This window comes from Lactococcus petauri, from assembly GCF_002154895.1.
In the GTDB taxonomy this organism is placed as follows: Bacteria; Bacillota; Bacilli; order Lactobacillales; family Streptococcaceae; genus Lactococcus; species Lactococcus petauri.
Genome location: NZ_MUIZ01000002.1, coordinates 328673 through 349859 on the forward strand (window position 1 = coordinate 328673; position 21187 = coordinate 349859).

Below are 21187 nucleotides of genomic sequence, written 5' to 3' on the forward strand. Positions count from 1 at the left end.
CTTCTGCTGTTTTGCGCCAAATAAAAAGTGGAACTAACTCCACTTCTATCTTTATTTACTTGTAACTTGACCAATCACGAGGTTGGCAATGACATTACCCGTTTTTGTAAGATTGATATTTTCTACACGCTCCGCATTTGTAAAAGCCACAATAATTTCTGTTCCTTTTCCTGCAGCTTTAATTTTTTGCAGATCCATATCAGCAATCTTATCGCCTTTTTTAAGAACTTGGCCTTCAGAAACAGTTAACTTAAACGGCTCACCTTTAAGCTCAACCGTATCTAAGCCCATATGTAAAAGAACTTCTAAGCCTGATTCTGTTTGGATGCCCATTGCATGTTTGGTTGGGAAGATATTTGTTATTTTACCTGAAATTGGTGCAAATACTTCTTCTTTTGTCGGTAATATCGCAAAGCCATCTCCCATCATTTGAGCTGAGAAAACTTGATCCGGAACTTCCGTGATTGGCATAACTTTACCTGTAGCCACCGCAAATATTTCTTGCGTGAATGCTTTAGTATCTGCCAGAACAACCTCTTTTGTTGTTGCTACAATATGGTCCGGAACTTCTCCAGTTTGTTGAATTTTTTTCAATTCATCCGCTACAAATTGCACTTCTGTACCTACGATGACTTGGACGTTCTTTTTATCTAAAACACGCACCCCAGGTACACCAGTTGCTTTGATTGCAGCTTGATCCACTAAGTCAGAATTTTCGACAGTTAAACGTAATCGTGTCGTACAATTATCAACTGTTTTAAGATTATCATTGCCAAGACCTTGATAAATACGGCCAGCAAGAAAAGCAAATTTTTCATCTGTAGAAGATAAATCTGGCTCTTCCTCACCTTCGCCACCTTCCTCACGACCCGGTGTCATCATATTAAATTTCTTAATGACAAAATCAAAAGTAAAGTAATAAACGACAGCCATAACCAAACCGAGCACAAGAAGCATGTAAGGTTGATTCGCAATTGGCACACGTAAGCTCAAGATGAAGTCGATGAGACCAGCCGAAAAGTTAAAGCCGGCAGTCCAATGGAAAAGGGCAGCGATAAACATGGAAATACCTGTTAATACCGCATGCACAACATAAAGTGGCCAGGCCACAAACATAAATGAGAATTCCAAAGGTTCGGTTACACCAGTGAAAAATGAAGCAAAACCAGCAGCAAGCATAAGTGAAGCCGTAGCTTTTTTCTTTTCGGGACGTGCATTGCGATAAATTGCATATGCACCTGCAGGCAAGCCAAACATCATAATAGGGAAGAATCCTGCTTGATAACGGCCCGTAATCCCTTGAGTTCCAATGTTTTTCCAGAAATTACCGATGTCATTAATCCCTGCAGCATCGAACCAGAAAACGTTATTGAGTGCGTGATGCATTCCTGTTGGGATTAACAAGCGGTTCGAGAAACCGTAAATTCCAGCTCCTAAAGGACCAAGATTAACGATAGCTTTACCAAAAGTTGTTAATCCTCCGAAAACGGCAGGCCAAAGGAAAAGTAAAACAGCTGAAAGAGCGGCCATTATAACCGCAGTAAGTATTGGCACTAAACGCCGACCACTAAAGAAAGACAAGGCCATCGGCAGTTTCGTGTTACTGAACTTATTATAAACTGCTGCTGCGATTAGACCAGCTAAAATACCTATAAAAACGTTCCCGTTGTTAATCTTAGTGAATGCAGTATTCACTTTTTCGACATCAATTCTTTGCAAGAGAGCCACAGAATCAGGATTGAGTAAAGTCATTGGGACAAGGAAGGATACTACGCCAGCCAGTGCTGCGGAGCCATCTTTGTCCTTGGACATTCCAAAGGCCAGTCCAACAGCAAAGAGTAATCCTAAGTTATTCAGAATTGTTTGCCCGGCTTGAATCATAAAGGCTGCCAATACATTATTGGCGCCCCAGCCTGTAGGATCAATCCAATATCCAATCCCCGTAAATAAAGCTGCAACAGGTAAAGTTGCAACCGGAAGCATGAGCGATCGGCCCATCTTCTGCATGTATTCTTTCATAAATCCTCCAAGAATAGAAAAATTAAATAATTTACCAAAAATGGCACGTACACAAACCTCTACTTTTAAGCACCAATATCAATACTTCTTATTTCACAAAAAGTAAGATTTAACTTTGGTTGACATATAAAAAGGCCATTGCCAATGCTTACACAATCGCCTTGTTTCGTTAAATCTTCGACCAGTTAAAATTTATGATATTTTTCACTTAATATGATTAAATTTATTTGTACAATATTATTTTAACATCTTCTTGGTGATTTTGGTGAGTATAGGTGTAGAGGATGAATTACTTGTCAATATACGACCTGATTTTTACCTTTAGACTTTGCAATATAAAGTTTCTTATCAACATCATTGATAATTTCTTGCTGCTCTTGTGCGCCAACTACTTCAACTGCTCCTACCGATATCGAAGCCTTGAAGCTACTTTTTTCATACTCGAAATCATAAGTTGAGACCATATTAACAATGTCTTCCATAATCTCCTTGACTTCTTCTTCTAGATTATTTCTAAATATGATGAAAAACTCATCTCCTCCATAACGAAATAACTGACCAGATGTATTTTCTTTTTTTAACTTAATCCTAACAAGCTCACAAACCTCTTTTAATGCATAATCACCAGCAGCATGACCATAAGTATCATTTATATGCTTAAAGGCATCCACATCAAAAAGGACGACAGTAAAAACTGACATATACTGACTTTCAATGATTTCTTGTAAAGTTTCCTCAAATTTTCTCCTATTATAAGTATTCGTAAGAGGATCCATGTAGGAGTACTTCCTCAATTCAGAATATTCTTGAACGATCAACTTTAAAATCGCTAATACTTTTTCAGCAATAAATAGCATAATGCATATTTTTAAAAATATACCTACAGAATAACCTAAACTAAATTGAAATCTGGAACTAGATATGAGCATGACAGATAGAGTGATAGGAAAGCTCGCGAATAAATAGAAGTAACGTTTTTTTGTTACAAGCAATCGGTACTTGGAAATGATGTATAAACTCGTCCAAAATAAAAAGAGTGCCAATAAGACAAGCATAGTTGAGCGTATGTCAAATCCATAAGTGTAAGTATACAAGGCATAAAAGAGTAAAAATAACGGTATGACTGCATATTCTACGTATTTATAGTAGGATACAACAAAGTAATCGATAGCCACAACAACAAAAATTAATGAAGTATCACTTAATAGTCCGCCTTCTGGTGAGTTTTTATCAATTTGGGTAAATAATAATTTTAAAACAATGATTAGAAATGTGAAATTCGTGGAATATAAAATATAGGTAAAAAAACTATTCTTATTTAATTTATAGTGGCGAATTAAATATTTAAAAATATAAATCATTCCTAAAATGCCAGGAATTAAAAACATTTTTACAATAAAATTACTTCCAAATATATCTTGAATATCATTGACATAAATCATAAACTAGTCCTCTCAATAAAACTGATGTGGAATACTGTAATAGTAACTTTGCTGTTTCCACTCTTGAGGAAAAGTTTTCAGAAGCGCTTCTTCTTCCACGCCTTCAATAACTATTTCTTTATCAAATGATGTGATAATCGACTCTATTGCTAATAAATAGTTGGAGAGTTGTTCTGATTCAAGAATATTTTTAAACTCCAAGGTTGATAATTTTATTCGTGATATGTAGAGATGCAAGTCAATTAAGCTCCTAAATGAATTAACACCCAATAAAAAGTCATCTAAGGCAATATCATAGCCCATCTGCTTGATTGATTTTATTATCTCACGTGGAACAATTTCTGAATAGTGGTTATTTCTATAAAGAGGAATCCGTTCTGTCAGCTCTATTTTCAGCTTTTCTTTATAATTGAAACTTTCAAGAAATGCAATCGTTTCAGAATAATACAATTCTTGATAGTCAATATTTAAAGAGTAGATAGTCTTCTCTTTTTTCAATAAATCATTCAAAATTTTACTGATTTTTTCTATATAGAGCTTATGTAATTCTCGATCTGACATTAATTCATCAAAGAGTTGTTCTGGAAACACATATTTCCCTGAAACTTCTTCCCTCAATAGCAGCTCGTATTCTTCTTGGATCGAATCATTCATATTACATATTTTTTGTCTAAAAAAGCATAAGTTATTGATACTTTTTCTTGCCTTATTATTTGTCATTTTCTTTTATTATTCCAATTTTATCTTAAAGTGGCTGATACATTCTCAGGTTTACTGACACTTTTCTTAATGATACCTTCTGTACTTTTGCGGAAGATATTTCCTGATTTCTTCACTGTTATATCCAACTAAAAGCTTATTATCATCTAAAACAATCGGTGTTTGAAGGAGGTTTGTATTATGTTTTAAATACTCAAGTCCTTCATTAAATGACAATTCATATAAATGAAGTATACCTTTTCTTGTCTCAGATTTACTTCGCGTTGGGTGTTTAACAATATCTTCTAAACCTTTATCTGTCATTGATAATGTCTTTACTATATCTTCTTTTGAAATTTTGGCAATAGGAGCTTTGCTTATTGTTATGCTGTGATCTTTAAACCACTTAAGTGTTTGACGCGAAGAATTACAGCCCCTTTTATAATATACTTGTATGATGTCTTTATCCTCTAATTTTATCTTTAAGAATTTTTATTCTATTTGTTTTGTTAGAAGTGATTTAAATCACTAATAGATTATAACGATAAATGACGTTCAAATTTTTTATATCCGGTATTTCGGATTAATAAATACATATTTTCTAATTTTATATTATAATAAAGTTTGATATTAAATTTTAGTAGGAGTAATTTATTTGGTCTATCAAAAATATGGGATAACTTTTAAAAATATGAGAAAACAAAATAAATTTACTTTATCTGATTTTTCCGAAGTAGGTTTAGCAAGTTCGACCTTGTCTGATTTCGAACGTGGTTTGACCATGATTAGTTTGGAAAAAATTGATTTAGCCTTACAACTCATGGGCTGTAGTTTATCTGATTTTGATAGCCATTTAAATTTCTACTCTCCTACTGATCCCATATATATATTGCAAGAATTAGAAAGAGCAATCCTATTCAATGATTCCCCAAAATTGAAAGACCTTTACATGACTTGTAAACAAACAAAGCAAAGAAATCTTTGCCTAACCATAAAATTCCTACTGAAAAAGGGAACTTTAGAAGAAAAAAATGAAATCGTCAATTTCTTATATGAAACCAAGGCATTTGGTATAAAAGAACTTTCTATTTTTTACATCATCATGCACCAACTGGCCCCTCAAGATATTTTAAACATTATGAAGAGGTTAAAACAATATGGAAAAGGGATGTCTAATTCTGAAATTTATCACCGTCATCTGTCTCACGTGATACTAGAAGTTATCACTGTCCTTTCAAATTACGGACTTAAAGACGAAGCTCACTATTTTATAAAAAGAGTTGAAGAACTCAATCTAGCTCAATCTATGCTCTTAAGAAATTTATTTAAGGCGGTAAAAGGGTTGTGGGTATATAATTTTGAAAACAAACTTAAAGGAAAAGAACAGATAAAAAAAGCGATGGAAATACTGTTGCTTGCTGCTCAGCCTGAGGTCGCTCAATTTCACCAAGAAAAATTTAAAATGTTAGTTGACCTATGAAGAATAGAATTTTCTACTCTGTATATGAATTTCAAATAAAAAGAAACGAGTATCAAATCCCGTTTCTTTTTTTTATTTTATCGCTATCTAATTCAAAACAGCGACAGCCAAGCTCAAATAAGTCGCAAAGAGTATCCAGACAAAGTATGGCAAGAGTAGGATTGCTGACCATTGGTTGATTTTGAAAAATTTCTTAATACAAAGATAGACCACAATATCAAGAACAAGGATAACAAGTACTCCAAACCAGAAATAACCCTTGAAAAAGATAATGCTCCAGATAAAGTTGAGGAATAACTGGATGACATAGAGCAAGAGAGCGGGCTGGGCTTCACTTTTTCTTAATTTTAAATTTTGAAAAACTATAAAACCTGCTACAGCAATCAAGGCATAGAGAATTGGCCAAACAATACCAAACAGATAATCTGGTGGCGCCAATGGCGGAAGTTGTAAGTTGTTATAAATTGATTTGATATCACCAGCTAATATTCCTGATAAACTCCCAATTGCTTCTACCACAATGATAAACAACCCAACAAGTAATATCGGTTTTAGTTTACTAGAATGTTTCATAATGCTCCTCCTCTTTTTCTAAGTTATCCGTTTTCTTTAGTATTTTCTTAATTTTAACATATCCCCTATTTTAAAGGCAGTTATTCGATTGTAAATTTTACGCATGTTGGGTTGCTTAGAAAGCTTTGTCTATACTCTTTGATAAAGATTTTACTTTGACTTTACCCTATTTTTATTTTTTAAAATTCCCTTTTTAATTGAATCGAAAATTAAAAATTGTTATAATAATTATAGCGCTTACATGATTAGTCCGGACATAGTCTTACCACCAACAGGAGGAACTATGATCAAAAATGGAAACACACGTCACTTAAAAATAGCTATTGCGATATTAGCCTTGGCTACACTTGGTTTTACAGGCGCGCATGCTCAAGCAGATGCTGCCGATGAAATGGTCAATCCCACCGATAAGGTTTTAGTCGGTTATTGGCACAATTGGAAATCAACAGGTAAAGATGGTTATAAATACGGAACCTCTGCTGATTTTGATCTTTCACAGACACAAGACGGATACAATGTTATTAACGTATCTTTCATGAAAACACCTCAAGGAAGTTCTCTTCCCACATTTAAACCTTATAATAAGACCGATGCTGAATTCAGAGCTGAGGTTGCAAAACTCAACGCAGAAGGCAAATCTGTATTAATTGCATTAGGAGGTGCAGACGCTCATATCGCACTTACTAAAGCGCAAGAGGATGACTTTGTGAATGAGGTTATCCGTCTTGTAGATACTTATGGCTTTGACGGCTTGGATATTGATTTAGAGCAATCTGCCATTGATGCAGCTGACAATAATACTGTCATCCCATCAGCTTTACGGAAAGTCAAAGCTCATTATCGTCAACAAGGTAAGAACTTTATGATTACGATGGCCCCAGAATTTCCTTATCTTACAACTACAGGGAAGTATGCGCCTTATATCAATGGTTTAGAAGGTGATTACGATTATATTAATCCTCAGTATTACAATCAAGGCGGTGATGGTTTTTGGGATTCTGACTTAAACATGTGGATTTCCCAATCTAACGACGAGCAAAAAGAAGCTTTCCTCTATGGTTTGACACATCGCCTTGTCACAGGAACCGATAATTTCATCAAAATTCCGGCAGACAAGTTTGTGATTGGCTTGCCTGCAAATGAGGATGCGGCAGCAACAGGTTACGTTAAAAATCCTAAAGATGTCGAAAATGCCTTAAAACGCCTAAAAGCTTCTGGAAATGAAATCAAAGGCTTAATGACCTGGTCCGTCAATTGGGATGCAGGTAAGAGCGTGACAGGCTTAAATTACAACAATTCCTTCGTCAATACCTATGCACCAATGCTTTTTGGAGACACTGGGGGCGGAAATGAAACAAAACCAACACTTCCAATAATCACAGTTTCTGATCTTACAGAAACCAGTGCTACAATTCAAGCAAAATCAACAGATGCATCTGGGATAGCCAACTACGAGATTAAAGTTGGGGGAAAAACTTATACAAGTAAAGATGGATTACAAGCTATCTCCGGTCTTAAAGCCGCAACAACTTATACCGTTGAAGTTGTCGCAATCAATAATGCCGGCATTCGTTCTGACAGTGCAAGCACGACTTTTAGCACTACAGGTGGCACAGTAACTCCTGAAAATACATGGAGCAAGGATAAAGAATATTGGACGGGTGACCGCGTCTACTACAATGGAAAAGAATATGAAGCAAAATGGTGGACCAAGGGTGACCAACCTGACTTGTCAGGCCCTTACGGACCTTGGAAAGAAATATGATATGCTTTAACAAGCAGAAAGGAGCAAAGTTATGAAAAAAATGTTTATTGGGTTTTTAATCACTTTAGGAGTATTGGGTGCTTCATTGGCTTTCAATACTAAAACGGTCTTAGCTCACGGTTACGTTGAGAGTCCTCCAGCACGTGGTTATCAAGGTAAGCTTGATTATGAAAAATATGGCTGGACAACAGCTTATAATCTCTATGGAAATGTCATCACAAATCCTCAATCACTTGAAGCTCCCAAAGGTTTCCCTGAAAGCGGACCTGTAGATGGACGCATCGCTTCAGCTAATGGTGGTCTAGGACAAATCGCTGACTTTGTCCTTGATAATCAAACAAGCGACCGTTGGAAAAAAACAACAATAAACACTGGTGTAAATCAGTTCACGTGGAAATATACAGCACCACATAAAACAACCAAATGGCACTATTACATGACCAAAACTGGTTGGGATCAAAATGCGCCACTCAAACGTTCAGAGTTAGAGCTCATTGGTACTGTCAATCATGATGGTTCTACTGCTTCTAACAACTTGACACACTCTATCACTGTCCCAAGTAATCGCTCAGGTTACCATATTATCCTCGCTGTTTGGGATGTTGCTGATACACCAAATGCTTTCTACAATGTTATCGATGTCAATGTCCAAAATAATAATATGCTCTTCGGACCATTTGCTGCGGTTGAATAAACAAAAGAAAAGAACTCTTATCAAAGAGTTCTTTTTACTTTTCGGAAGTTTTGAGCCACTTGATGAGTTCTGCCGCAATTTCTTCTTGTTGTTTTTCATTTGAAATGTCTGCTTGGTTGTCGCCTTTTTGGGCACCATAGCTACCAAAACCGGCATGATTACCGCCCTCCAATTCTACATTTATCGTTTGTTGTGGCAGATAGGTTTTGGCCTTATCATATGAAGACTGGTTAAGCACGCCATCTTTCGTGCCTACGATAGATAAAGCTTTCCCCTTGAAATCTTTCAAGCTTCCTTTTTGATCAGGATAACTTGCAAGGAAAAAGACACCTTCTAAAGCTGAATTATCTTGATGACCTGATGCAAAGCGACTGGCCATAACTCCACCTAGAGAATGACCCCCAACGATATATTGGGAGAGATGTTCATCCTTGATTACTTTCTCAGCCAGGTTAGGATTAAAAATGGCAAGATTCAATGGTTCTTTAAGAAGATAAACAGAATATCCAGCTTCTGCTACTTTACTGGCCCAAATACTATAGCTTGCATTGTCCACCAAAGCGCCTTGATAAAAGATAACACTGGGTTTATCTGGATTGCCTTTAAAGACCAAAGCATTATCTGCCTTTTCGGCTTGGCTTGCAAAGTTTGATGCTTGAGGAGTTGGATGATATGTACTGGACTTGATGTAGATAAATCCTGCGGCCAGAAGGACGAGTAAAATACTTACAAACCACAGGACTATATTTTTGAGTTTTTTCATTGAGTTTTTCCTTTTTAAAATATTTTTATTCAAACTAAAAGCCCTCAAAGAAAGGACTTTTAAACATTATTTAAAATTGCATTGAGGAAAAAATAAATTAAAATATATAGTTTATCGAAAGCCATTATTGTAAGTGAAGCCAGATGCCTCATGACTCTCGATTTCTGTTTATTTACTTTACCATCAATTCCATTCTTATTCTATCATTCTTATGAAGAGAATGCTTTAATTCTGCTTATAATATTTATTTTAATTCAAAATTCCTTAAAAAAAACTAAATCATATGTTATGATTATAATATGCTAAAAAAAGCAAACAAATAATGATTATAAGAGACATGGTAAATAAGGAGGAGATATTTTATAGTGAAAAAATATCAAAAGGTTTTAATGCTGAGCGCAGTTTTTCTGTCGTCGACGCAAGGAATAATGGTAAGTGCGAGTGAGCTCACAGCCGTAAACAAGGATAAAAATGAGCCAATAGCTTCAAGCAGCGAGGAAAGTAACACTTCAACTTCTGCAAGTACTTCTGAAACTTCAACTGAAAATAAGAGTACTGAAAGTAGTGTAGTAGATAAAAGCAGCTCAAGCTCAAGTACTGAAGCAGCGATAAAGGAACAAGATGCAAGTGCTGAAACGGCGGAAGCTGCAAGTACGACCGAGCGTCCTGTGGTACAAGCTCGTAGTGCTGTAACTTATCAGCAACCTCTTAGTAGCGGTACACTACCAAAGGTGCCGGTAAGCTTAGAAAAATTACCTATCAAGCATCCAGGCAATCCTTTTAAAGACGTTTCACACTCTTTATATAAAAATTACATTAGCTGGATCTATAGTCGAGGAATTACCACAGGTTATACACCAACGACATATAATCCAGATGGTTACGTGACGCGTGGTGAAATGGCTATCTTTCTTCATCGTCTCGCGGGAACTCCAAGTTATAAAGCGCCATTCAATGTCTATACAGATGTCAACCAGTATAAAAACCAGATTCTCTGGCTGACAGCGACAACTGTATCCAACGGAACTGCGCCCCACTACAATCCGAACGGTAACGTGACGCGAGGGCAAATGGCTGCCTTTCTCCATAGAATGGCAAAAGTTTCAGGAAATGCTCCTACCTCAGGAAAATATAACACGAAGTTCGTGGATGCTAAAAATCATATGTTTGCCAATGACATTGGCTGGTTGAGTTCCAAAGGTATCACTACGGGTTATACACCAACAACTTTTAGACCTGATGCATATGTGACACGTGGTGAGATGGCAGCTTTCCTCCAACGTTTCTATAATGTCACTTCCCAGACAAATAAACAAAATCCCTATCCTGCAGGCCAATGTACAGCTTATGTTTGGGACTATTTCAACGGAAATATTCCTCTCTATGTCGGCAATGCAAAAGACTGGGACAAATACGCTAACAGCAAGCCTGCTGTCGGAACAATTGCTGTCTTTCCTCCAGGAAATCAAGGTGCAGGAGAGCTTGGCCACATCGCAGTTGTTATTTCGGTTTCCGGCTCTAAAATGAGAGTAAGTGAAGGAAACTATAACGGTGGATGGGGCACTGAGCGTGACTGTTCAACAGCCGGTGTTAAATTTATTCGCCCTTAATAGTCAAGAAAATTATACTAAAAAGTGCTGGATAGTTGTTCTAAGCACTTTTTTCTATTCTTACATATCATAGTTGGTAATGACGATATTTTCTTTTTCAAGAACGGCCTGACCAGAGATTTTAACTCTTTCCCCCTCAATTTCGCAAGCAATCACCCCACCACGATTAGAGAGTTGTTTGGCGATGAGTTTTGTTTTCTCTAGCTTCTCTCCCCATAATGGTGCCAATCGTGTATGTGATGAACCTGTCACTGGGTCCTCATCTACACCACCATGAGGTGCAAAATATCTCGATACAAAATCAACCTCTGCTCCTTTTGCTGTAATGGTGACTGCATGAGTGGCTAATGATTTAATGATAGCGATCTGTGGTTTTGCATCCTTTACTGCTGATTCTGAATCTAACACAAGTATAAGATGATCTTTTTCTTGGGTAGTGTAAGCTTCTTGAATGGTTCTCCCTGAGAAAGCTGCTTTCATTTCTTCAGTGATTTCTTTTGGAAAAAGCTCTTGACGTGGAAAGTTTAAGATAAATTGATCATTATGCATGGCGACAGTTAATTTCCCAGATTTGGATTTAAAGCTCAAAACCTCACACTCGTTTTCTAACTTCTGCTTGATAACAAACGCGGCCGCAATCATACCATGTCCACACAATAAAACTTCCCTTTTAGGGCTGAACCACTGGATTTCCCATTCATTTTCTACATTTTTATAGATAAAGGAGGTTTCAGGCAAGGCAATTTTAGAAGCAATCTGTTGGAGCTGCTTTTTGGGGAGGCGTTGGGTTAAGATACAGACTGCCGCAGGATTTCCTAAACTCTCCTTGCCGGTGAAAGCGTTGATGATGTCGTAGTGCATGAATTACTCCTTATTGTACTCGTTTTAATATGTACCTTTATTATATACTATAATTTACAATAGAGAACTATAAAGAAGAAAAAACTTGATAAAGTCAGTGTTATCAAGTTTTTTACTTATTTTTATTCTTTATTCAATGTTATCAATAAAACTCTTCCGATAATGTTAATTGGTTTCTGATTCCCATTAAATCAACCTTTGTACGCTCGTAATTATTCCATTTTGATAAAAGAGCATGAAATGAGCATAGCTTTCTAGCAAGTATAAGCAAGTTAATTTTGAGGTTTGTTGAATTCATACTCTTATATATTTTAACAAAATCTACCATGCTATGTGAAAATCAATTCGCAATGAAAAATCGACAGATTGTTATTCTAACTTCCTTATAATTGAATGCGCCTAGTTATATAAGTCGTAGTATTTTTATTCCGCTAAAAATTTAATCAACTTCTCGTCATTGTAAAGCGATATAATCTTTGAAAGATAATGCAAGTAATTTTTGAAGTCTATAAAATTTAAATGTTTCTCAAAATCTCCTAACAAATCATAAAACTCCTTAAGTAATGTTGCATAAAGCTGTGACCTTTCTTTTTCTGATAATTTTTTTTTGATTTGAGAGCATAATGAATTTATATCTTCTTCATATCTTTTAAAACATCTTTCAAAATATTCTTTTTCGTTACTATCATCATAGCTATCTCCATTAATAAATAGCTTATTTACAGTTTTTATAATCTGTTCAGCAAAAAAATGTAACTCATCAATTTCATCTTTAATTAAATAACCACGCCTCCTAGTAAAGTCACTTAATTTCAGAAGCGTATGAATCAAATCTCTTATCGTGCGTATATCATTTATTTCCAACTTATATGAATGACTTTCAGAAATGAATACTTCTTCAATTTTTTCTTTAGATAAATTAGTTCTCAAAAGGTAAGTTTTCTTACTAGACAGCAGAATTTTTTGAGGTGAATTCTCTCCACCATCAAACCATGTTCGGTCATCTATTAACTGTTTTTTTAAGATGTGTTTTTTATATTGTTTGTAAGGCGTTCTGATTTTCATAATAATATTTTCGACTAAAAAATCATATGTATCATGAGTAGAATACCATGAAGTCTCTTCATACTTTACATAGGCTAAAGAATCTGGAGAATTCCACACAACCTCAACTTCAGGTTCACTACTGTATGCACTTAATTTATACCGTCCAGTAATATAAAACTTTGTCAAAGGCGAACTTTCTTTTGTTGCAAGCGCAATAATACCATTAAATGGTTCAAAACAATATCCTTTTTCATATTCTCCATTGGGAACAATGTATTTTTCTTTATACTGCAGCATTTCCTCCCAAAGAGTTTTGCTAACTGTCATTAGTTTGATTTGATTCAAATTCCCATTTACAGGTTGATATCCAAACGCATTATATCGCTCATTATACCTTAACAACTTTGATGTATATTTTTCTATAAAGAGATCTATCACTTTATTCAATTCTTTAAGTTCATTTGGATAAAGATATATTGTACTATTCCCAAATCCAATATTATATTGCTCATAATCTGGAAGTGGAACCCTGACATATTTTCTGTAGTTATTACCATATTCAAAACTAGATAATGTATCTCTTCCAAAATATAGATAATTTAGAATTTCTTTAGGTCCCAATTCTATTGAACTTTCTGCCATTTTCTTAAATCTTGCAACATTTATTTGGCAAGAACCTGATAAATGACCTGATGGATCCCAATAGAATCCAAAGAAATGAATATTTTTATATCTTATTGAGATAGATTGTTCTGAATCATCAATTACTGATTCATCCTCATGAGAATACCAATCTTTTTCCGTAAATGTATTCAAATATTCCAGAGTTTTAATATATGGACCATTAACATCAAATAAATTAAAGTCAAAACTATCAATCGCTGAAGTGAAAGCTGCTGGAAATTCTTTCTGTATATCTAACCTATTTTTCAAAGGAATTCGTATACTGAGACTCTGATGTGCTTGCAACTTTTCTAAATTATCATTTATCTGAGATGTAGGGTCAACATAAAATATTTCATCCGTCGTTGTATTTACTAAAAATAAGAAAGTTAAGTTTTTTCTTTTAACCCATTGAAGTAAAGTTACTGCTCGAATTGTTTCTGAGTGAAATTCTTTATTTGTATCAATTACTTCATGCCCTTTACATTGTGCATAAAACATCTTTTCTGTGATATTATTATTTAAGTCAACAATTGAACAAATAAAATCTTCTCCGTAATCATGTCGAACTTTATTTGTTACACAATATCTAATTAGGTATCTTTCTAAAACAAGTTCTCCTTCGTCCCCTGTTTCTTGCCCAGTACTTCGTTTAACTGCTTTATCCATTTATTTCTCCAAATTTCAAATATATTTTTCAAGTATTAAATGAAAGATTGCTTACATGCTTATAATATTGTACGATTAAGTGCATCTTTCAAGGTTTTAGAACTATATTTTTCATTCTGAATCTTCGATAATAAATATACATCATAAAAATCACGTGGTCTAGTAGTTACAATCCCTCTTGATAAAATGGTCTCTATTTTTTCAGCTAAAATAGTTTCTACTGGATAAGATAATAATCCGATAGCATCATCACTAAACATTCTGCTAAAACTAAAATCAACTTCTTTTGGAGTAATTGCATCACCTGTCGTTACATCAATCGTAACCACTTCATTTATTTTTTCAAACTGTGCGAGCAAGTTTATCTTATATCCAGGATAATCATCTGTTTCTCGTATCTCCTCAACACCTTCAAACATTAATGTAAAAGATTCGTCTGTTGGAGTTTCAATAATGTCTTTTGTAATATCCGAGAGAACTTTTGCTGTTAATTCAAAACTCTTGATTGTTGTATCTAAATCCATTGTTGAACGCATATCTAAGCCAACTATTCCACCGATTAGGAATTATTTTGCAAATCATATTATTCCTATCCATCCGAGAACTACATGCTACACAGAGTATTAGAAATCCGATATATAAAAAATATCACTTGAATATGATACTTCATTTAATTTCGTAAGATATTCTTCTTTAAGCAACCATCTATTCATTAAAGGTTGTCTATAGTATCTTTCTCGCATTGCTTCACGAATTGGTGCAGCACTTCTTTCATAATACAAAACTATTTCTCCCCAAGCGTTTTCCCATGCCAAAGGAATTTCTTCACTTGGAATCAAATCTAATTTTTCTATCAATTTCAAAGAAGGATATAAATCAGAATCACCGTACATGAATATTTTATATCCCTCAATATTTTCAACCAATGAATAACTATTTTGACACTTAAAATTTACTTGCCGTTGAAAATTAAAACCTTGTTCCGTTCCACTAAAATCTACTATTCTTGGATTAAAAGAATTATAGATCTTTTTGTTTTCACCCATCTCATGCGTACTTACAAATTCTCTAAAAATAACAAAATCCTCTCCATTAATAGGATAACGTATCACTCCTCCAATAACACTGAATCCCAAAGGTAAATTATGATATAAAATCTCCTTCATAATTTCTTTACCTTCAACAAGGTTATCAGATGATTGTAATTCTTCTAACTCATATTCTACATCCCATACTGACGAAAAATCCATATGTGGCACTTGAGAATAGACAAGTGGATCATCAGCTTCTAATAGTAATTGTGCTTTAAACTCATAAGGGATATTCTTCCATCTACCTTTTTTGCTCTCACCGTATAAAACTTGCATATCCAACTCATCATATTCAAGAGGATAAAGCATTGCATCACCATTCCTACTAGCATTTTTTAGCGGTTGATAAGTGGAGACCTCTTTATGTTCTTGAATATAATTTCTGATATCTTGGCTACTAGAATGAGTGAACAAATCCATGATATCTAAAAATTTTTCTGAATGAGCTGAGATTGTTTTCTTATTAACTAATTTTTGAAAATTTTTAGGCAAAACATAGTTTTTTTCTTTTGCTTCATATGTTTCCCTTAACATTAGACCTATAAAATTTTCAAAGTCCAAATTCAATAATAAAAGATGTAGTCTTAACTTCTTATCAAGCTCATTGGTGGTTTGATATTCTTTTCGGAAAATATTCAGAAATTGCTCAACACCATCATAATTAAAGCGAATCCATTTTTCAGATAACTTCATCAAATATTCTTTTTGTATCTCATCAAGACTTTCCCATATTTCTACTATATACCAAAACATATATGGATTGCTTTTCAAAAATAAATCAAGACCCTGAGATGAAATTTCAATCCTATGAATATTTTTTGAGAACAATTGTTCCAGTAACAAGCAGATGTATAGCTCATCTAAATTTTGAGGGATTACTAAATTACTAGGCGTCTGAGAAATTTCAAAATCTACATCAATATGACTATTTCCTGTTACCCACAGTTTAAACATCTGAATTTCTAAGTCAAACGTTTTTTTGCAAAAGTCAATTCCTTGGAGTTCTTCCACATACCTTAACAAAAATTCTAAATTGGAAGATAGAGAATAAAAATTATCTTCGTCCTTAATTACTTTTAAACTTTTTTCTGCAATTTCCCAAAGTAGTCTCTCTTTTCTCTTTGAAAATAGTCTTTGAAATATAACTAGACATCCCGATTGTTCCCACGAATATTCTGGTAGTGAAGTATATAAAATCACCGCAAAACGATCTATAACTTCCTCTGAGAGATTACCTCGCTTTTCAATCACTTCCCAAGCAATTTCTATATTTTCCCAATTTGGGATTGTTGAGTTTTCTGTTATTAAAAAGTTAAGTATTTCATTATCATCCATATCATGAAAAGAAGTTCTCATTTGATTTTTTCTCATATCTCGTTGTTTTGAAAAATCATTTGAGAATTCACTTTGTTGCATTAAGTTATCAATCTCGCTTTCTGAAACTAATTCATAATGTTCTGGTGTAACTTGTTTGATGACATCTTCAAATTCTTTTGTTTGAAAACTCTTTTCTTTTTCTAAACATTTAGAATAAATATCTTGAAGAAATATTCGATCCTCATTAACATACCAAGATAGAATACCACAAACAAAGAGCCAGAAATTTACTAACTGTTGGATATCTGTGAGTTTTTGAATCATAATTGGAAGTTGGTAGTGTAAGATATACAATGACAATCGATATTCTGATATTTGATTAAATCTCCAAAAATCTTCAATACCACATTGAACAGATGCTGCTGCAATAATTTTGTCTATTTCATCACTTGACCTATTCCCATCTTTATTATCGGCACAAAAAGAAATTGCTAAAAGATTTAAACCTCTTCCACTCCACTGATGAGGATTATCAGCTATAATTTTTTTTAACCTTTGTGAAGAATCCCATAGCGAGTAATCCTTATGCCCCACAAAGTTAGCTACATCAAATTTCAATCGATTTTCTAAATTGTTTAAGAATTCAGGCATCATAATTTTTAAATATTTTTTGAAATGTAGATGAGTCTCATTACTGTCACTTTGTGCAATTATTTTCTTACCGTTTTCACCATATAATTGTTTCAAATAATTTATAATGATTTCTGAATAGTTTCTTTCAAGTAAAAAATCTAGAATTTTAGATTTATAAAACATGCCTAGACGATTTCTATGAAATAAATGTAATTCTATTTTTTCAATTAAATTTGACTCATCAACTAAGTTTACAGCACATTTAATATTCAATGATAAGTATAGCAACACCTCGAATCCCTTAATATAATCAAATGTTCTAACTCTGGATAAATCATAAGCAAAAAAGCTATCGTAGGAGTCTCTCAAGTATTTTTCTGTGTCCACGTCATTAAAGTTTTCTTTTTCTAACCCTAATATTCTGCCTAAGGTAAATCCATGTCGTAATAGCATTATAAAATATTCATCAAGCTTTTTTTCTTCAACTTCTCCAAGAAGCAACTCTAAACCACCAAAAGATTTTTCTAAGCTCTCTTTGCAGTCCTGAAATCCATATAGTATTGATAAGAAAATAAGCTTTTCACTAGTTTCACTATAAATTTTCTTCACTTTTTCAACTGAAGAAAATTCTATTTGATCGAAATCATCTGACTCAGAAAGCAAAGCGACTTTTGATAAAAGAACACTATTATCAGTATTTTTTTCGTTCGCAAGTTGTTTTATGATACCAGCATATTCAGCTGACTTCCCTTCGAATAAAATAGTCTGGATATTTTTCTTTAAACAATCACTTGATACTCCTTGAGAAAGGATAAAATTCACATTATCGTTGGAGTCACTGAATAGTAAACTAGTTTCAAAATAACAATCATTAAATGATAATAACATATTTTTTATCTGAGAAGATTGTGATTCTCTTCCAAAATCATCGTATCTAATATTAAAATGTACTGCTAACTTTGCCCAGTCTTCTAGCATATCTTCTAAAAGATTAAGCTTATTTTGTAAATCATAATTTATACTCAATCGGTTAAGAAATTCAGTAGGTGATAAGTTTTCTGTCCAATTTTCAAATATATATCTTGCTCGTTCTTGTGATGCTGCATCTTCCAAAGATACTAATTCTCGGCAAAATATAAACATATTTTGGAAATCTTCCAAATTATTTATTGTAATCTCTTTAGAACCCAAATCAAAAATACTTAATGTCTTGAGATGAGATTTATCGTTTTCATTATATTTTCGTTCATGGTATTCAAAATAGCGTTCATGTTGATGTAAAGTTTTTATTGCTAAGTGAAAAGTACGAAATAACTCCCAATTCTTTTGTTTCAAAATTGATTGATAAGATAAAGTTGCCCAATATTCAATATTTCGCTTAGAAATTCCAAAAGTAAGAGCATTTATTATAAATTTAGTGTCAAATATAGCAGGTATTAATTCTTCTTTTTCAGCAGATATAATTAAGGGTATTAGATTAATTATTCCTTCTAAAGAATCTTGATTTTCCAAATAATAATTTGATAACTTGAATGCTACATCTTTATATTTACCAGAAGTCTTTATAATTCCCATTAAAAATACTCGAAAATCATTATGAAAAATAACATAATCATTTTGGTTATTTCCTTTTTTCATTAGAGGAAATAATTGTTCCAAAAGCTCTTCCCAATCTGATTTTTCAAAATTAAAATCAAATGTACAAGATAAAACTTCTGTATTTACTCTACCATTTAATAAAATAATAATACTACCAAGAACAGCATCTGGAAATGGTATATTCAATCCTTTAGAAGATAGACTAGTCTTAACATAACTCCAAATATGACTATAATAATTTGAAACATCAGGGCTGATTATTTTGGAATTCAAAATTTTTTCAAATTCTTCTGATGATTTAGCTCTAATCAATTCTTCAATTGCAAATACAACAGATAAATTATTTCCTTGCGTTTTCTCATAAAGCATCTTCGCCATGATATCTCTGTTATAATCAAAATCACTTCTCTTTTCTTCTAGTAGCAAACACAGGATATCATCTGATGTCAACTTAGGCATAGATAATTTTCGTACATAATCGTTACTATTTTTTAACCAAGTAGGGTAGTTTGAGTATAATTCTGATGGTTGCCCAACAATCATTAGAGCTACTCCATCAGGAATTTCGCTGGGTAAGTAAAGACTGTCAAGAAATGTTATCCGCTCATTTGCTCTCGCAGCGTGATCTATACCGTCTATACAAATAACTGTCTTTTCTCCAGTTTCTAAGAACAATAACTCTGATAATCGAAGCACTTCACTTCTCATTTGTTCAGTTGTACAAAGTGAATTAGTAACTGGAATACTTAAATCATATAATCTACCTAAGAATTTTTTTCTTAACTGAATGAGTAAATCATTCCATAAAGATTCTTTGCTACATAGTCCAGCATCAGTATTATAATATTTTTGCTCAGGTGAAATCGGTCGGAATGTATGGTACCTAGCAGAAAATAGATGATATTTTAGCTGTAAATAGCTAATTAAACTAGTTTTTCCACTTCCTGGATCACCCTCAACCCAAAACACTTTATGATTATTGTCTTTGATTTCATTAATTATAGATTGTGCAAATATATCCCGACTTTCAAAAAAGGGAAGTGGGTAACGTAATTGATGTTCTCCGTGTTCTTCGTCTGAATCTATTGCAAGCACGTTATATAATTCTTCAATTTTAACTTTAGTATTATCTTTTCTTCTAGTTGTCGTCCAAATTCGTAACTCATGGACTAGTTTTTGGAATAGTTTCATAGCGACATTTTCAGTGCAAGCAAATGTTCTCTTCAAATCTAGAATCATACTTATCTCAGATTCTTCATAACCCTCCATATTAGACATGATTTCGAGCCTTTTTAAAAAAGGAAAAAAAACATCTCTATTTTCTAAAGCATTCACAAATTCTAACCATTGTATACGTAAGTCACCATTTAATGATTCCGTAACTTGATTAATATTCTCACATTTAGAAATTGAATCTTTAATTGCTTCTAAAAATTCACCTAGTGGTAAAGCATTATAAGCTATCTCATTAAAAGTTCTCTTAGTTCTTGATTTTCCTAAATTTCTATTTGTGTATAAAACTGGAATAATCTCATTTTGATTTTTACTACTGGCCTCATGCCATCCAGATGCTAGCGAGTATAAAAGGCTATTCTTCTCAGTCCCGCTCCTCCTTGTAGATGTAGCAACCAACTTATTGAAAGTCATGCCATTTCTAGAAGATTCAGATATCTCATGTTTAACCTGATAGCACATCTCTATACGATTTTTATAGCCGACTACGATATCATCAATCGCATCATAGTCAGCCGCTTGAAACATTACGTATTCAATATTATTATCAGGATTAATCATTCTGATTAATTGCTTTAATCCAACGTACCATTCATACCATTGCGGATTCGCTATACCAGGTATTGACATTTATTTCATCCTCCTTGTTTGAAAAAAAGTGATTTATTACATATATCAAAAAACATTTTAAGTTACTCTGCTAATAATTATATAAGTACTATTTTATCATAAATTGTAAACCTTCTCTTTCATCCTATTAGGTAGAAAAAAAGTTAGATTTCATAGGGAAACCTAACTTTGAAGTTTTATTTTTCATTCGTCAACTGAGAATAAAATTTACCAAATTTTAAAAAATATTAACCTCAATAATCTTCATAAATTGATTATCTATTTTAATTATAGGGAGTGTTGTAATGACAGAATTAAAAATGACAACAAAAATCGGTCCATTATTGGGAATGATTTTTAGAGGTTGATGAAATGCCAAATTTTTCCTAAAAAAGCGTTGCTGGTAATTACGTTGCTTTA

At 33.4% G+C, this 21187-nt stretch carries 14 protein-coding genes; 4 read left to right on the plus strand and 10 right to left on the minus strand.

Features of this window, described 5'->3' with window-relative positions; translation table 11 throughout:
* Positions 1 to 51 precede the first annotated feature (51 nt).
* The 4 genes from nagE to BZZ03_RS12385 form a co-directional block, all read right to left on the minus strand.
* Complete coding sequence (nagE, locus tag BZZ03_RS04235) at positions 52 to 2019, minus strand: N-acetylglucosamine-specific PTS transporter subunit IIBC (RefSeq protein ID WP_046401176.1); 1968 nt, start codon at positions 2017 to 2019, stop codon at positions 52 to 54.
* Positions 2020 to 2315: 296 nt separating this feature from the next.
* On the minus strand, positions 2316 to 3461 hold the full coding sequence (locus tag BZZ03_RS04240; RefSeq protein WP_086582610.1) for a GGDEF domain-containing protein: 1146 nt from the start codon (positions 3459 to 3461) through the stop codon (positions 2316 to 2318).
* 12 nt (positions 3462 to 3473) lie between these two features.
* Positions 3474 to 4181 (minus strand): EAL domain-containing protein, encoded by a 708-nt coding sequence (locus BZZ03_RS04245; protein WP_086582611.1) that lies wholly within the window; start codon positions 4179 to 4181, stop codon positions 3474 to 3476.
* Between the two features lie 66 nt (positions 4182 to 4247).
* On the minus strand, positions 4248 to 4640 hold the full coding sequence (locus tag BZZ03_RS12385; RefSeq protein WP_328288145.1) for an ArsC/Spx/MgsR family protein: 393 nt from the start codon (positions 4638 to 4640) through the stop codon (positions 4248 to 4250).
* A gap of 175 nt (positions 4641 to 4815) precedes the next feature.
* Between BZZ03_RS12385 and BZZ03_RS04255 the strand changes: the two genes are divergently transcribed.
* Positions 4816 to 5640 (plus strand): Rgg/GadR/MutR family transcriptional regulator, encoded by an 825-nt coding sequence (locus tag BZZ03_RS04255; RefSeq protein WP_046401147.1) that lies wholly within the window; start codon positions 4816 to 4818, stop codon positions 5638 to 5640.
* 87 nt (positions 5641 to 5727) lie between these two features.
* On the opposite strand, the gene BZZ03_RS04260 is transcribed toward BZZ03_RS04255, so the two are convergent.
* A complete protein-coding gene (locus BZZ03_RS04260) occupies positions 5728 to 6213 on the minus strand; it encodes a TspO/MBR family protein (protein ID WP_019293975.1) in 486 nt (161 codons plus the stop codon).
* Between the two features lie 283 nt (positions 6214 to 6496).
* On the opposite strand from BZZ03_RS04260, the gene BZZ03_RS04265 reads away from it, so the two are divergent.
* Together BZZ03_RS04265 and BZZ03_RS04270 are read left to right on the plus strand one after the other, a co-directional pair.
* On the plus strand, positions 6497 to 7978 hold the full coding sequence (locus tag BZZ03_RS04265) for a glycosyl hydrolase family 18 protein (RefSeq protein WP_086582612.1): 1482 nt from the start codon (positions 6497 to 6499) through the stop codon (positions 7976 to 7978).
* A 31-nt stretch (positions 7979 to 8009) separates the two neighbouring features.
* Entirely contained in the window at positions 8010 to 8672 is a 663-nt protein-coding gene (locus BZZ03_RS04270) for a lytic polysaccharide monooxygenase auxiliary activity family 9 protein (protein WP_042219796.1), read from the plus strand.
* Positions 8673 to 8706: 34 nt separating this feature from the next.
* Here BZZ03_RS04270 and BZZ03_RS04275 read toward each other — a convergent pair whose 3' ends face one another.
* The gene (locus tag BZZ03_RS04275; RefSeq protein WP_086582613.1) at positions 8707 to 9435 is read right to left on the minus strand and encodes an alpha/beta hydrolase; all 729 of its coding nucleotides are present in this window, start codon (positions 9433 to 9435) and stop codon (positions 8707 to 8709) included.
* Positions 9436 to 9800: 365 nt separating this feature from the next.
* Between BZZ03_RS04275 and BZZ03_RS04280 the strand changes: the two genes are divergently transcribed.
* Positions 9801 to 11045 carry an S-layer homology domain-containing protein gene (locus BZZ03_RS04280; protein WP_086582614.1) on the plus strand — a complete coding sequence of 415 codons (1245 nt, stop codon included), beginning with the start codon at positions 9801 to 9803 and terminating at the stop codon, positions 11043 to 11045.
* A 60-nt stretch (positions 11046 to 11105) separates the two neighbouring features.
* On the opposite strand, the gene BZZ03_RS04285 is transcribed toward BZZ03_RS04280, so the two are convergent.
* The 4 genes from BZZ03_RS04285 to BZZ03_RS04300 form a co-directional block, all read right to left on the minus strand.
* Positions 11106 to 11906: a PhzF family phenazine biosynthesis protein gene (locus tag BZZ03_RS04285; RefSeq protein WP_086582615.1), complete on the minus strand. Its 801-nt coding sequence runs from the start codon at positions 11904 to 11906 to the stop codon at positions 11106 to 11108.
* A 423-nt stretch (positions 11907 to 12329) separates the two neighbouring features.
* Positions 12330 to 14285 (minus strand): DUF4365 domain-containing protein, encoded by a 1956-nt coding sequence (locus BZZ03_RS04290; protein WP_086582616.1) that lies wholly within the window; start codon positions 14283 to 14285, stop codon positions 12330 to 12332.
* A gap of 59 nt (positions 14286 to 14344) precedes the next feature.
* On the minus strand, positions 14345 to 14821 hold the full coding sequence (locus BZZ03_RS04295) for a nucleotidyl transferase AbiEii/AbiGii toxin family protein (protein WP_086582617.1): 477 nt from the start codon (positions 14819 to 14821) through the stop codon (positions 14345 to 14347).
* A gap of 87 nt (positions 14822 to 14908) precedes the next feature.
* Complete coding sequence (locus BZZ03_RS04300; protein ID WP_086582618.1) at positions 14909 to 20788, minus strand: P-loop domain-containing protein; 5880 nt, start codon at positions 20786 to 20788, stop codon at positions 14909 to 14911.
* Positions 20789 to 21187: the final 399 nt, after the last annotated feature.

Bases quoted from the DNA above. Each gene is read 5' to 3' on its own strand.
- nagE (WP_046401176.1), bottom strand. From the start codon at position 2,019: ATGAAAGAATACATGCAGAAGATGGGCCGATCGCTCATGCTTCCGGTT.
- BZZ03_RS04240 (WP_086582610.1), bottom strand. From the start codon at position 3,461: ATGATTTATGTCAATGATATTCAAGATATATTTGGAAGTAATTTTATT.
- BZZ03_RS04245 (WP_086582611.1), bottom strand. From the start codon at position 4,181: ATGACAAATAATAAGGCAAGAAAAAGTATCAATAACTTATGCTTTTTT.
- BZZ03_RS04260 (WP_019293975.1), bottom strand. From the start codon at position 6,213: ATGAAACATTCTAGTAAACTAAAACCGATATTACTTGTTGGGTTGTTT.
- BZZ03_RS04265 (WP_086582612.1), top strand. From the start codon at position 6,497: ATGATCAAAAATGGAAACACACGTCACTTAAAAATAGCTATTGCGATA.
- BZZ03_RS04270 (WP_042219796.1), top strand. From the start codon at position 8,010: ATGAAAAAAATGTTTATTGGGTTTTTAATCACTTTAGGAGTATTGGGT.
- BZZ03_RS04275 (WP_086582613.1), bottom strand. From the start codon at position 9,435: ATGAAAAAACTCAAAAATATAGTCCTGTGGTTTGTAAGTATTTTACTC.
- BZZ03_RS04285 (WP_086582615.1), bottom strand. From the start codon at position 11,906: ATGCACTACGACATCATCAACGCTTTCACCGGCAAGGAGAGTTTAGGA.
- BZZ03_RS04290 (WP_086582616.1), bottom strand. From the start codon at position 14,285: ATGGATAAAGCAGTTAAACGAAGTACTGGGCAAGAAACAGGGGACGAA.
- BZZ03_RS04295 (WP_086582617.1), bottom strand. From the start codon at position 14,821: ATGCGTTCAACAATGGATTTAGATACAACAATCAAGAGTTTTGAATTA.
- BZZ03_RS04300 (WP_086582618.1), bottom strand. From the start codon at position 20,788: ATGTCAATACCTGGTATAGCGAATCCGCAATGGTATGAATGGTACGTT.